The organism is Lutimaribacter pacificus, assembly GCF_900142185.1.
Taxonomy (GTDB): domain Bacteria; phylum Pseudomonadota; class Alphaproteobacteria; order Rhodobacterales; family Rhodobacteraceae; genus Lutimaribacter; species Lutimaribacter pacificus.
In genome coordinates this window covers 528,326-540,903 of the sequence record NZ_FQZZ01000003.1, presented here as the reverse complement: position 1 = coordinate 540,903, position 12,578 = coordinate 528,326, and the positions used below count along the sequence as shown (strand labels likewise).

Below are 12,578 nucleotides of genomic sequence, written 5' to 3'. Positions count from 1 at the left end.
CTTGCTATATGAGGGCCGCACGCTCCAAGGCGCTCGCCCCAAACTGGCCGACTTTTGCTCCGCCACAATGGCCGAATTTTACTCCGCCGTTGACACGCTATAGCCTTCCGGCGTTCGTAGCCAACGCGCTTGGGCTGGCTGTCCGCGAGGCGATCCGGGTCTATGGTCATGACAACCTTCATGAGGGGGACATCGTCATTGTCAACGGTGATATCGTGGGCCGCCACCTCAACGATGTCGTTTCGCTGACGCCGGTGCGTGCAGATGGTAGGTTGATCGGATTCTTTGCCGTTCTGGTCCACTGGATCGATGTCGGCGGTTATGTGGTCGGCTCATGCTATTCGCCTCATACGACCGACATCTGGCAGGAAGGGGTCCAGTACCCCACCGTCAAGTTGTACGAGGGTGGTGTCCGCAACGAGGAGCTCTATCGTATCATCGAGGCGAACACGCGTTTTCCTAAGCTTCTGGCCGGCGATCTCGAAGCGCAGTTCGGTGGAACCACTCTCGGCCGTGATATGGTGCTTGAACTTGCGGAACAGCATGGCGCCGATGCGATACTGGCTACGATGGATGAGATGCAGGCGGATGCCGATGCGGTCGCCAGGCGCGCCATCGAGGCGCTGCCGAACGGCACTTACACCGCCTCGTCTTTCATGGACGACGACGGTATAAGGATTGGCGAGCCGATTAATATCGGCGTCAAGGTGATCGTCGAGGATGACAGGATGACGATCGACCTTAACGGCTTGTCGGAACAGGTGCGCGGCCCGATCAACCTTGCGAAGGAAGGTGGAGCTTATGCAGTGGGGCGTATTGCCTTCAAGTTCCTTGCCGTGCCCGACGCTCCCGTCAACGAGGCCGGTTTCAACCGGCTTGCGATCGACGTGCGCGATGGCACGTTCCTGTCAGCGAGCCGGGGCGCGCCGATGGGGCAGGGCGGCTATACCGGATCGACCGTGGTCGACACGATCCTGGCGGCCTTGTCAGAGGCTGCCCCCGACAGGATTCCCGCGGGGCATTACGGCATCTATGGAATTCACACGATCAGCGGTCGAGACCCTGAAACGGGCGACTATTTCTTCAGCCTGGATGCCATGTCCGGCGGCTGGGGCGCCTTTTCGTGGAAGGACGGCCCGAGTGGTTTCCGGTCACTGACCCATGGAGACGTACGTGACGTGCCGGTCGAGATTCAGGAGGCCAACTACGACTACCGCATCGAGGCCAAGCAACTGAAGCAGGACAGCGGCGGGCCTGGACGGTTTCGCGGAGGGTTGGGGATTGAGAAAGTCTATTCCTTCCCTTCGGATGCTGAACTCAATCTCAACGTCAATATTGAGCGCACCGGCTGTCCGCCCTGGGGGTTGGCGGGAGGCATGGCCGGTAAGCCCGCCTATGGTGAACTCATCAAGCCCGACGGCACCCGCAAGGTTCTGAGAAAAGACGACCTGCCGCTTGCCCACGGTGACATCTTCTGGCTGATCAGCGGTGGCGGCGGCGGACACGGTGATCCGAAGGACCGGGATATCAAGGCTGTCCTGTCGGACCTGGCCGATGGGTACATATCGCGGGAGAGTGCCCGAAACGACTATGGCGTTGTCGTGGATGACAACGGCCGGCTGGACGAAGCTGCGACCGCCGCGCTGCGCACGACACGATGACCACGGGAGGAGCAAGGATGAACGGAAATCTCTCTATCACGGTATCAGAGGACGGGGCCAAAGGGCGGGTAGATGCCCGGCCCGCCGATGTCGGCATGGATGAGAGCAAGCTCGAATGGATCCGCACCCATATCCGTAAAGACATCGAGGATGGCGTTTCGGACGGGTCGATCATCGTGGTAGCGCGGCACGGCCAGGTCGTCATGCACGAGGCGATCGGTTTTTCTGATCGCCCCAACGGCCGCAAGGCGCGGGTCGATGATGTGCTGCCGGTCATGTCCATCGCCAAGCAGCATACGGCCGCGCTAGCACTCAAATGGATCGACAATGGGCACTTCGCGATTACCTCGCGAGTGGCGGAATTCATTCCCGAATTCGGCCAGAAGGGAAAAGAACATGTCACGGTGCGCGACCTGATGAGCCACCAGGCCGGTCTGCCGATGCAACATCCGTTCGAGCATTTCGGTGCTGGCAACGAGAAGTATGTCGAAATCCTCTGCGAGACCCCCTACGATCCAGCGCCCGCCGGGGTAGTGATCTATCATGCCGGGGCGGCTCACGCCGTGCTGGGCGAGATCGTGCGCCGATGCGATCCCAAGAACCGTCCTCTTCGCAAGATTATGTACGAGGAAATCTACGAGCCGCTTGGCATGGCTGATACTGCTTTGAGTTTCCTTGATCGTCCAGACCTGCAGGCAAGGACCACGCCCGCCTTCATGCGTGGTAAGGGGAAGGACGCGCTGTCTTCCGAGGACGTGCAACGTGTGGCCGACATTGCGGCGAGGGTCGAGTTCTGTGCCGGTGGGGTGTTCTCGACTGCCTATGATGAATTCCGGTTTGCCGAGATGTTCCGGCGCGGTGGTGCTCTCGACGGAAATCGTGTACTTTCGCCTGCTGTGATCGCGGCGGCCACGACCAACCAGACAGGCAACAAGATTCACGGCCTCTTCAAGGATGTGTGCGAGAACGCGCATATGGAACCTTTCCCCGCGTATCTTGGCCTCTCTCTCTATCTGCGCGGTGAAGGTACATTCGTCACCAACATGGGTACGCTTATGTCGAGCAGCGGGTTCTCCGGTTCGGGCTTCGGGGGGCAGATTTTCGCCGTGGATCCTGAACGGGACCTCACCTTCGTTCAGCTGGTTGTCGGTTTTCCGACGCTGCTGAAATCCAGAATCCGCTCGCAACGTTTTTCCGATCTCGTGATCTCGTCGGTGATCAACTGAGGGGGACTGTTCCTTGGGCCCGATTACAGTGAAACGCTTGCAATAGCCGTCCCATTCCGAAAGGGTGTCGGTGTGAAAAATGCGGCCGGTCCCTGTTGCAGGGGGCTGTTGAGGGATGCTTGAACGACAGGATACGGGGGCAACATCTGGTCGTGATAAAACCACACCCGTTTTGGCTGCTTTCGAGCCAGTTAGGAAATTATCTCGCCAGTAGTTGCGCGGTAAGTGAGCTTCCCTCGCAGGATATTAACGTCGACCAAGGGAGCGATGATCGGAGTCATCGCCGCTCTGGTTCTGGAAACGGTGCAACGTAGCCCGAACCTCGCGGCGATCCAAGAGGCCCTGACCGATGGCGCGCCGCTGACCACGATGTTGTTTCTGATCATCGTAGGAGGTACGCTATTCACGTGGTTTCTGGTGCAGACCGGTTTCGTCCAAGCCATCACCGGCTAGATGTTGGCGATGGAGCTGGGTTATGTTATCTTCATCATCGCCGTCATGCTGTTCTATCTGATCTTGGGTTGTGTGTTGGACCTGTTCGGCACGTTCATCCTGACGGTTCCGATCCTGTTTTCTGATCGCTCTGTTCTTGAGCATCGACCCGGTCTGGTTCGGCTTCTACGTCATCAAAACCGTGGCGCCTGACGTTCCCTTGGGCAATATCTGTCCGGGGTGTCTGCCTTTTGCGACGGGGATGCCGGGCTTCATCGCGCTGATGGCAGCGTTTCCTCAGACTGCACTCGTCATGTTGCGTTGAAGGGGGCGGGAACGGGTTGGCCGAGCTTCGAATGTACACGTGTATCCGGCGGATGAGCGAGTGGTCAGCGCCCCTCGATCCCGACTGCCGTCGCCGGGTCCCCGATCCTTCCCGGTCTCACACAACCGAGCCCCGGTCGCGCAGCCCCGTCAGGATATCGGCGGCGATCTCGAACGAGCGGACGCGTGCGGTGTGGTCGTGGATCATTCCGGTCACCATCAGCTCGTCGGGCCGGAAGGTGTCGATCAGCGTGCCCAGTTGCGCCCTGACCGTCGCGGGCGATCCGGTGGCGGAGCAGGACAGGGCCTGTTGCACCTGGGCCATGACCGGCGCGGGGATTTCCTGCCCGACGTCATGGACCGGGTGCGGCAGCTTGCCGGGACGGCCGGTTCTCAGCCGCGCGAAGGACAGCAGTTGCGAGGAGCGCAGGAACACCGCCTCGTCGTCGCTTTCGGCGGCGAAGACGCCTGCCGCCATCATCACATGGGGTTTCTCCAGCCGTTCCGACGGCCGGAAGGTGGTGCGATAGACCTCGAGCGCCTGTTCCAGCATGGCCGGGGCGAAATGCGAGGCAAAGGCATAGGGCAGGCCCAGATAGGCGGCGAGCTGCGCGCCATAAAGGCTGGAGCCGAGAATCCACACCGGAACATGGGTGCCGGTTCCAGGGATGGCGCGCACGGCCGAGGCGCCGGTATCCTCGCCGAAATACCCGATCAGTTCCTGCACGTCCTGCGGAAAGCTGTCCTCGGGCGCCATGTGCCGGCGCAGCGCGCGGGCGGTGGCCATGTCGGTGCCGGGCGCGCGGCCCAGCCCCAGGTCGATCCGCCCCGGATAGAGGGTCGCCAGCGTGCCGAACTGTTCGGCCACGACAAGCGGTGCGTGGTTGGGCAGCATGATGCCCCCTGCGCCGATCCGCATGGTGCTGGTCGCCCCGGCCACGTGGCCGATCATCACGGCCGTTGCCGCGCTGGCGATCCCCGGCATGTTGTGATGTTCGGCCAGCCAGTAGCGGTGATAGCCGAACCGCTCGGCCGCCCGGGCCAGATCGACGGTGCCCGCAAGGGCGTCGGCGGTGGTTTGCCCCTCGGGCACGGGAGAAAGATCGAGAAGTGAAAATTGCTGCATGGCGGCCTCCGTTCGGACAGAGCTAAGCATCGCGTGCGCCCGGTCCAAGGCCGTGCGGGGTATTTGCGCGGCCCGGCCGGTTCATGGGTTACCCGACGACGCTGTTGAGCGCGTCGATCAGGGCGTGTGGCCGCGGCGTGCCCGGGTCCGGGTCCATGCTGTTCATCGTGTAGGCGAAGCCGATCCGCTTGTCCGGGTCGGCAAAGGCGGTCGCGCCGCCGGCCCCCGCCATGCCCAGGGCGCGCGGGCCGGTCGCCTTCTGGCCGGCCGTCGGCATGAGAAAGCCGAGCGACAGCGACAGGTAGCGGTCCTGCGCGTCGTAGCCGGTCCACTGGATGTCGCCCGCGCGGTCCAGCACCTCCGCGTCGAGGAAATGCCGGCCGTCAAGCGTGCCGCCGGCGGCCATCATCGCGCATATCCTGGCCAGCGACCAGGCGTTCGTATGGCAGTTGACCGAGGGCACCTCTGCCCGGCGCCACTCCGGGCTGTTGAAATCCTCGTCGTCCCAAAAGATCTTCCAGCTTCGGGCGAATATGTTGGTGCCTTCGTCGATCCATTGCTGGGACGGGTGGTTTTGCTTGTTCAGAAAGGTTGCGACCCGCGCCTCTTCCTCCGGTTTCAGGCCGAAGACGCAATCCACGCCCAGCGGTTCCGCGATTTCCCGGCGCACGAATTCCCCGACCGACATGCCGGTGACACGGCGCAGGGGTTCCCCGAGCAGGAAGCCGTAATTCGCCGAATGGTAGCAGGGCGTTGTGCCCGGCTCCCACAGGGGGCGGGTTTCGGCCAGCGCGCCGGTCATGGCCGCCCAGTCATAGGCCAGCCCCGGTCGTGCCCCATCGACGACGGGAACGCCGGCACGGTGGTCCAGCAGCCAGCGGATACTGGTCTTTTCCTTGCCGTTCTGCCCATATTCCGGCCAGTAATCCGTCACCGGCGCGTCGATGTCGATAAGGCCCCGCGACACCGCCATGTGCACGGCCAGGGCCATGATTTCCTTCGAGACCGACTGCACGCAGACGATGGTGTCCGGTTTCCAGGGAACGCGCGCCCCGGAATCGGCGGTGCCGCCCCAGAGGTCCACGACCGGTTCGCCATCCACGGTCACCGCGACGGCGGCGCCGACCTCGCCCCGGCTTTTGAAATTCTGGTAAAAGGCATCCTTGACGGCCGCAAAACGCGGATCGCAACTGCCCTCGATCTGAATGTCGGTGCTTGTGGTCATTCCGTTCCCCCCTGGTGTCCGTGTCGTCACGCCGGTTCGGCATTGCCCCCTTATACAGGGCACGTCCGGGGTTGCCATGGGCACGGCACCTGGGGTCCGGGCAAGCCGACCTTTCTAGCCCTCGCCGAAGGTCATCGCCCGTTCGATCGTCTTGAGATGAATCGCCATCGCCTTTTCGGCGGCCGCGGCATCCCCGGCGGCGATCGCGTCCACGATGCGGTCATGTTGGTCGCTGTGCAGCGTGCGGAACTCGTCCGCCCCGATGCGGCGATAGGTTCTGTCCCATTCCCGCTGCCAGGCGGCGCGGCGGCGGGCGCCGGACAGGTAGGTCAGGAAGCCGATCAGGATCGGATTGCGCGCGATCCGGGCGATGGCGTGGTGAAACCTGTCGTCGGCCTGCTCGCAGGCGGGCCTGTCGCCCGCCGTTCTGCCCGCCGCGACCCGCGCGCGCAGATGGGCGATATCCGGTGCCCCGGCACGGCGCGCGGCCTCGGCGGCGACCTTCGGTTCCAGCAGCAGGCGTGCCTGCATCACGTCGGGCGGGGTCGCGCCGTCGACCAGGATCGAGTCCCGGACCGGCAGGTGCAGCGGCCGCGCGCCGCGAAAGGTTCCCTGCCCGACATGGCGCCAGATCTCGCCCTGCCGCTCCAGCACTGCAAGCGCCTTGCGCAGCGTTTCGCGGCTGCATCCAAGCTGGCGGGCCAGCTCCCGCTCGGGCGGCAGGCGGTCGCCGGGATCGGGCGCCGCCGTGCCCAGCAGCAGGTGCAGTTTTGCCTGGAGGTCGTCACGGGGTCGGGGCATCGGCGTTCCTTTCCAGACCAATTTGCAGACCAATTGACGCCCGTGCAACAGAAAGCCGGTTCATGACGAGGGGAAAAGACGATGTTCGACATGGTGCTGCTTGTGGCCGCCAGTTTCCTGGCCGGTGTGCTGAATGCCGTTGCGGGGGGCGGAACCTTTCTCAGCCTGCCGGCGCTGATCTATGTCGGCGTTCCGCCGGTCAGCGCGAATGCGACGGCGACCTTCATCGCCTTGCCCGGCTATGTCAGCAGTGCATGGGCGTTCCGGCACGATATACGGGCCGAAGGGCGGCTTGGCCTGCCCGCCATCGTCGCCCTTTCGGCGGCGGGGGGATTGCTGGGGGCGTTGCTGCTGATCGTCACGCCGGGCGAGGTCTTCATGTGGGTGGTGCCGTGGCTCTTGCTGGCGGCGACCGTCCTTTTTGCCGCCGGTCCGTATCTTTTGCGGCTTTTGCGCCGGGACGAGGGCCGCAGCATCGGTCCGGTCTCGTCGGCGGCGGTCATCCTCGCCGTGTCGGTCTATGGCGGCTATTTCAACGGCGGGTTGGGCATCGTGCTGCTCGCCAGTTTCGGCCTGCTCGGCTATGTGAACCTGCACGGGATGAACGGGTTGAAAAGCCTGCTGTCGGTCGTGCTGTCGGTGATCTCGGTCCTGACCTTCGTCACTGCCGGGCTGATCGCGTGGGAGCAGGCGGCCGTCATGGTCGTCGGTGCGATGCTGGGCGGATATATCGGCGCGCGCCAAAGCCGCAGGATCGTCAGAACCGACCTGCTGCGCCACTTCGTGACTGCGGTCGGTGCGATCATGACGGTGCTGTTCTTCGTGACCTAGGGGGATCGTGGCTGTCGGGCGGGAAGAAGCCGCTCGTGGAAGAGGCGGAGAGTCCTGCCACGACATCTGAACGACGCACCCAGCCCGGAACAGCCGCGCAGCGGCCCGGGCATCGCGCGGCCGCCCCCCGGCCGGGCGATTGGCTGCCGCAGGTGCCACGGCCTGAGGTAGGAAGTGGCTGCACGATAAAATGTCAGCCACAAACCGTCGGATCGCCCGACCGCGGCCGTGCGATGCCCTTCGGTTGCAAATCACGAAACCGGTGGCAATCTCCTGCATGATCACCCCGGCGGCGCCCGTCTCAACGCTCCATCGCGCCTTTTCCCGCGATGATCCTGTCGCGGAATTTTGCGATGCGGCGCATCCGTGTTTCCGGCTTTTTCGCCGAATTCAGGGTGATCACGTAACTTTTCTGACGGCCCCGCGTCAGCGCGTGGAACGCTTCCGAAAGCTCCGGGTCCGCGTCCAGCGCCTGCACCAGCTCCTCGGGCAGCTCGGGCAGGCTGTCGTCTTTCGGGGGCTTCCTGCCGGTCTCGGCATGGCCCTTCGCCTCGTCCAGGCAGGCCCGGATCACACCTTCCAGCTTTCCGGGTCCGTCATTGGAGGTGAAGCGGATCATGTCGGGATGCCGGGTATTCGGCCCCTGCCGTTCCAGCACGCCCTCCGGGTCAGCCATGAGCGCCGCGTTGAAGAAGCTGAGGCGGAAATCATCCTGGAACGCGCCGAAGATCACGATGTTCCGGCCCGCATGCATGTAGCACGGGTGGCCCCATTTCACCGTCTCTTCCAGACCGGAGGACAGGCAGATGTCGCGCAGCTTGGCGAGGCCGGGCTGCCAGCGTTTCGTCGCGCAGTCCGGGGTGTCGAAGCGTGCGCAGCGTCCGCATCCCCTGGTGAAATAATCCTCGATATCGGTGATCATGCGGGGCCCCCGAAACCTGTGGCAATGCGGGCGGGCGATCGTCACCCGCGGTCTCGTCCCTGAACATATAGGGCCGAAACCGGGGAAAACCGATACAGAATCTGCTGTTGCGCGGGTGTACGCTCAGATCACGCCCATCATCCGCATCGCCTCGGCCACCCGCACGAAGCCCGCGATATTGGCGCCCAGGACGTAGTCGCCGGGGGCGCCGTATTCGTCGGCGGTTTCGGCACAGCGGTCGTGGATGCTCTGCATGATCTGGGCCAGGCGCTGCTCGGTCTGCTCAAAGCTCCAGCGGTCGCGGCTGGCGTTCTGCTGCATTTCCAGCGCCGAGGTCGCAACGCCCCCCGCGTTCGCCGCCTTGCCCGGTCCGAACAGGATGCCGGCCTCGCGCAGGATGCGGATCGCCTCGGGGGTGCAGGGCATGTTCGCGCCTTCGCCCACCGCCTGCACGCCGTTCTTGACCAGCGTCTTCGCGTCCTTGCCCGACAGCTCGTTCTGGGTGGCCGAGGGCATCGCCACATCGCAGGGCAGGTCCCAGACCGATCCCTTGCCCACAGGGACGAAATGCACGCCCTCGCCCCGCCGTCGCGCGTATTCCGAGATACGCTGGCGGCGGACGGTCTTGATTTCCTGAAGCAGATCAAGGTCGATCCCGGCCTCGTCGATGACATAGCCGCTGGAATCCGAGCAGGCGACGACCTTGCCGCCGAAGGACTGTACCTTCTCGATGGTGTGGATCGCCACGTTGCCCGCGCCCGATACCACCACGCGCTTGCCGTCGAACCCGGTATTCCGGGTTTCAAGCATGGCCTTGGTGAAATAGGTGTTGCCAAAGCCCGTGGCCTCGGTCCGGGCGCGCGATCCGCCATAGGCGATGGCCTTGCCGGTCAGCACGCCGGCCTCGTAACGGTTGGTCAGGCGCTTGTACTGCCCGAACATGTACCCGATCTCGCGCCCGCCGACGCCGATATCGCCCGCCGGCACATCGGTCTGTTCGCCTAGGTGGCGGTGAAGCTCGGTCATGAGCGACTGGCAGAAGCGCATGATCTCGCCATCGGATTTGCCCTTGGGGTCGAAATCGGTGCCGCCCTTGCCGCCGCCGATCGGCAGGCCGGTCAGCGCGTTCTTGAAGATCTGTTCGAAACCGAGGAACTTGATGATCCCGAGATTGACCGACGGGTGGAACCGCATCCCGCCCTTGTAGGGGCCGAGGGCCGAATTGAACTGGACACGAAAGCCGCGATTGATCTGGACCTTGCCCTGGTCGTCCACCCAGGGGATGCGAAAGATGATCTGGCGTTCGGGTTCGCAGATGCGTTCGATCAGCGCCTGTTCGAGGTAGTCGGGGTTCTTCGCCACGACGCGCCCGAGGCTTTCCATCACCTCGTGAACGGCCTGGTGGAACTCCGGCTCCCCGGCATTGCGCCGCATCACTTCGGCAAGGATCGGTTGCAGCTTTTCGTCGATACTGTTCATGTCACGTCTCTGGGTCTGGAAAGGTTTTCGCCGGATGATGAAATTTCAGGCAACGCCGATGCTGTTTGCCTGTTTTGCAATCACGTATTTCATCTCAGAAGGCTGCGCAAGCGGTTCCCCGCAGTGACAGAATCGCGCGGATGTCGCGGGGGTGCATCGTGAATTGGACTGTCGTGGAAGAGCCGTTAAGATCGGGCAGCCCCTGCAGAATGGTTGCACCGATATGCATCTTGCCGACTTCAGCGATCTGGTCCTGCGGCTCAACAACTCGGCGGTCGAATCGTCCTCCCGGGTGCATCACAACAGCCTGATCGAGATACTTTCGGGGCTGGTGCGGTTCGATGCGGCCTGGTGGGGGTGGTCGAACCTGGCCGGGGGGCGGACCACGCTGGTCAGCACGGCGACATTCGGGTTGTCGCACGGGTTCGAAAGCGCACTTCGGGCGGTGGCCCACCAGGACCCGCTTATCCGGCACGGGCGCAGCGTTGCGGTCTATGCAAAGTCGATCGAGGCCAGCTTTCCGGGGCTGAACAAGGATTTCAGGAACTTCCTGAGCGCATTCGATATCGGCACGATCCTGAATGGCCATTGCCGGCTGGCGGGCGAGACCGATTTCAATTTCTTCATGTCGCTCTACCGGCGCAGCGGCGGTGCCAGGTTCACCGACGAGGAGACATCGGATTTCCGCGTCATCCTGCGGCATCTCGAACAAAGCCTCTCGTTGACGCTGAAGGCGGAGCTGCGCTCGCTTGCGCCGCCGGGCGGCGAGGCGGCGCTGCTGGGCGTGAACGGGGAGATCGTGCGGGCGACGCGGAACTTCCGGCAGGCGCTTCTGGACGAGGTTCCGACACCGGCCGAGGCCGGCGCCCTGCTGGTCGGGATGGCCGGTGTCGAACGCACCTGGACCGGGCGCAACATCACGCTGTTCAGCCGCCATCACATGCCCGGCCTTATGCTGCTCCGGCTGGCCCCGGCCGATCTGTCGTCGCGGCTTTCGGTAGAGGAGCGCAAGGTCGCCGAGTTACTGCTGAGCGGTCTGTCAATGCGGCAAATATCTGACAGGAAAGAGGTTTCGGTCAACACGATCCGCAACCAGGTGGCGTCGATCTATCGCAAGACCGGCGCTTCCGGCAAGCTGCATCTGGCGCGGAAACTGGGCCTTGGCGGCGGCGAATTGTTATAGTGATTTTGCACTATATTCGGAAAAAAGATAACATGTGAACATCCCGGAAGAACGATAAAACCAACCGGGAGATCAGCCTTGAAAAAGAAACTGAAACTGTCTCGCCGCTCGTTCCTCTCGGCCACGGCGGCTGCATCGGGGATGCTTGCCGCGCCGTCGGTCGTGCGCGCGGCGAGCCGCGAAATCCGCATCGGCTACATCACCGCGCTGTCCGGGCCGCGCGCCGAGTTCGGCGCGTCCGACCCGTGGATGCTGGAACAGGTTCGCCGCCTGACCGAAAACGGCCTGACCATCGGCGGCAACACCTATTCCGTCGAGTTCCTGATGCGGGACAACCAGTCGAATATCAACCGCTCGGCCTCGGTCGGGCAGGAACTGATCCAGCGCGAAGGCGTGGACCTGCTGCTTGTGCAGGATCTCGACGCCTCGGTCGCCACGGGCGAGATGTCGGATATCGCGGGCGTGCCGTCGATCTCGACCATCGGCCCGTGGCAGGCGTGGATGTACGGGCGCGGATCGACCCCCGAACAGGGTTTTCCCTATTCCTTTACCTTCTTCTGGGGGGCGGATGACGCCATGGGCACCTTCCCCCGTATCTGGGACCAGATCGACACCAACAGGGTCGTGGGCGATTTCTATTTTGACAACAGCGCGGGCCAGGCATTCTCCGATCCGAATATCGGTCTGCCTGCCATCATGGAAAAGGCCGGGTATTCGCGTATCGACGGTGGCCGCTTCCAGCTCGAAACTCAGGATTTCAGCGCGCAGGTGTCCAGATTCAAGGCCGCCGAGGCGCAGATCGTCACCGGCTTCGGCTTTCCGCCGCACTGGTCGACCTTCTGGGCGCAGGCCGGCCAGATGGGCTTTGCCCCCGAGGCGGCGACCTTTGCCGGGGCCTTCCTGTTCCCGTCTGCGATCGACGCGCTGGGCGACCGGGGCAACGGCATGTCGACCGAGGTATGGTGGACCCCCAAGGTTCCTTTCCATTCCTCGCTGACGGGCCAGTCGGCCGCGGAACTGGCGCAGGCTTACGAGGACCAGTCCGGCGCACAGTGGATTCAGACGCTGGGCTACAGCCACGCGCTGTTCGAAACCGGGCTTGCGGCGCTGACGGCGTCGGGCGATCCCAAGAACCCCGACGCGGTGCGCGATGCCATTGCCGCGCTCGACATCGCGACGATGGTGGGGCCGGTGAACTTTGCGGGCTCGCCGATCAGGAACGTCGCGGTGACCGAAGTTGCCGGCGGCCAGTGGCGCAAGACGACCGGCGGCAGGCACGAGTACGATCTGGTCATCACCGAGAACGCGCTTGCCCCCTCGATCGGGGTTGAGGACACGACCCTGCCGCTTTCGCAACTGGGCTGAGAC

Annotated in this window: 12 protein-coding genes; 7 read left to right on the top strand and 5 right to left on the bottom strand. The window is 63.7% G+C overall.

What is annotated here, in order from left to right; genetic code table 11:
- The 4 genes from F3H87_RS11445 to F3H87_RS22155 all read left to right on the top strand — a co-directional run.
- A partial coding sequence (locus F3H87_RS11445; RefSeq protein ID WP_149792000.1) for a hydantoinase B/oxoprolinase family protein occupies positions 1-1,661 on the top strand: 1,661 nt, incomplete at its 5' end.
- A gap of 17 nt (positions 1,662-1,678) precedes the next feature.
- A complete protein-coding gene (locus tag F3H87_RS11440; protein WP_188129217.1) occupies positions 1,679-2,887 on the top strand; it encodes a serine hydrolase domain-containing protein in 1,209 nt (402 codons plus the stop codon).
- Positions 2,888-3,112: 225 nt separating this feature from the next.
- Positions 3,113-3,340: a TRAP transporter large permease subunit gene (locus F3H87_RS22160; protein ID WP_394852168.1), complete on the top strand. Its 228-nt coding sequence runs from the start codon at positions 3,113-3,115 to the stop codon at positions 3,338-3,340.
- Between the two features lie 9 nt (positions 3,341-3,349).
- A complete protein-coding gene (locus F3H87_RS22155; RefSeq protein ID WP_188129218.1) occupies positions 3,350-3,532 on the top strand; it encodes a TRAP transporter large permease subunit in 183 nt (60 codons plus the stop codon).
- A 229-nt stretch (positions 3,533-3,761) separates the two neighbouring features.
- On the opposite strand, the gene F3H87_RS11425 is transcribed toward F3H87_RS22155, so the two are convergent.
- From F3H87_RS11425 to F3H87_RS11415, 3 genes are all read right to left on the bottom strand, one after another.
- Complete coding sequence (locus F3H87_RS11425; protein ID WP_149788621.1) at positions 3,762-4,769, bottom strand: LLM class flavin-dependent oxidoreductase; 1,008 nt, start codon at positions 4,767-4,769, stop codon at positions 3,762-3,764.
- 88 nt (positions 4,770-4,857) lie between these two features.
- Positions 4,858-5,994: a serine hydrolase domain-containing protein gene (locus F3H87_RS11420; protein ID WP_188129219.1), complete on the bottom strand. Its 1,137-nt coding sequence runs from the start codon at positions 5,992-5,994 to the stop codon at positions 4,858-4,860.
- A gap of 114 nt (positions 5,995-6,108) precedes the next feature.
- The gene (locus tag F3H87_RS11415; RefSeq protein WP_149788623.1) at positions 6,109-6,795 is read right to left on the bottom strand and encodes a FadR/GntR family transcriptional regulator; all 687 of its coding nucleotides are present in this window, start codon (positions 6,793-6,795) and stop codon (positions 6,109-6,111) included.
- Between the two features lie 81 nt (positions 6,796-6,876).
- Here F3H87_RS11415 and F3H87_RS11410 point away from each other — a divergent pair, with 81 nt between their 5' ends.
- Positions 6,877-7,626: a sulfite exporter TauE/SafE family protein gene (locus F3H87_RS11410; RefSeq protein WP_149788624.1), complete on the top strand. Its 750-nt coding sequence runs from the start codon at positions 6,877-6,879 to the stop codon at positions 7,624-7,626.
- 301 nt (positions 7,627-7,927) lie between these two features.
- Here F3H87_RS11410 and F3H87_RS11405 read toward each other — a convergent pair whose 3' ends face one another.
- Entirely contained in the window at positions 7,928-8,548 is a 621-nt protein-coding gene (locus F3H87_RS11405; RefSeq protein ID WP_149788625.1) for a YdeI/OmpD-associated family protein, read from the bottom strand.
- 123 nt (positions 8,549-8,671) lie between these two features.
- Positions 8,672-10,027, bottom strand: a complete 1,356-nt coding sequence (gene gdhA / locus F3H87_RS11400; protein WP_149788626.1) for an NADP-specific glutamate dehydrogenase — start codon at positions 10,025-10,027, stop codon at positions 8,672-8,674.
- A gap of 223 nt (positions 10,028-10,250) precedes the next feature.
- On the opposite strand from gdhA, the gene F3H87_RS11395 reads away from it, so the two are divergent.
- Positions 10,251-11,210 (top strand): helix-turn-helix transcriptional regulator, encoded by a 960-nt coding sequence (locus F3H87_RS11395; protein ID WP_149788627.1) that lies wholly within the window; start codon positions 10,251-10,253, stop codon positions 11,208-11,210.
- Positions 11,211-11,288: 78 nt separating this feature from the next.
- A complete protein-coding gene (locus F3H87_RS11390; protein WP_223228037.1) occupies positions 11,289-12,575 on the top strand; it encodes an ABC transporter substrate-binding protein in 1,287 nt (428 codons plus the stop codon).
- The last annotated feature ends 3 nt before the right edge of the window (positions 12,576-12,578 follow it).

What these genes read in the sequence shown, in the direction of transcription:
- gdhA (WP_149788626.1), bottom strand. Translation starts at nt 10,027, where the DNA reads ATGAACAGTATCGACGAAAAGCTGCAACCGATCCTTGCCGAAGTGATG.
- F3H87_RS11425 (WP_149788621.1), bottom strand. Translation starts at nt 4,769, where the DNA reads ATGCAGCAATTTTCACTTCTCGATCTTTCTCCCGTGCCCGAGGGGCAA.
- F3H87_RS11410 (WP_149788624.1), top strand. Translation starts at nt 6,877, where the DNA reads ATGTTCGACATGGTGCTGCTTGTGGCCGCCAGTTTCCTGGCCGGTGTG.
- F3H87_RS22155 (WP_188129218.1), top strand. Translation starts at nt 3,350, where the DNA reads ATGGAGCTGGGTTATGTTATCTTCATCATCGCCGTCATGCTGTTCTAT.
- F3H87_RS11440 (WP_188129217.1), top strand. Translation starts at nt 1,679, where the DNA reads ATGAACGGAAATCTCTCTATCACGGTATCAGAGGACGGGGCCAAAGGG.
- F3H87_RS11395 (WP_149788627.1), top strand. Translation starts at nt 10,251, where the DNA reads ATGCATCTTGCCGACTTCAGCGATCTGGTCCTGCGGCTCAACAACTCG.
- F3H87_RS11420 (WP_188129219.1), bottom strand. Translation starts at nt 5,994, where the DNA reads ATGACCACAAGCACCGACATTCAGATCGAGGGCAGTTGCGATCCGCGT.
- F3H87_RS11405 (WP_149788625.1), bottom strand. Translation starts at nt 8,548, where the DNA reads ATGATCACCGATATCGAGGATTATTTCACCAGGGGATGCGGACGCTGC.
- F3H87_RS11415 (WP_149788623.1), bottom strand. Translation starts at nt 6,795, where the DNA reads ATGCCCCGACCCCGTGACGACCTCCAGGCAAAACTGCACCTGCTGCTG.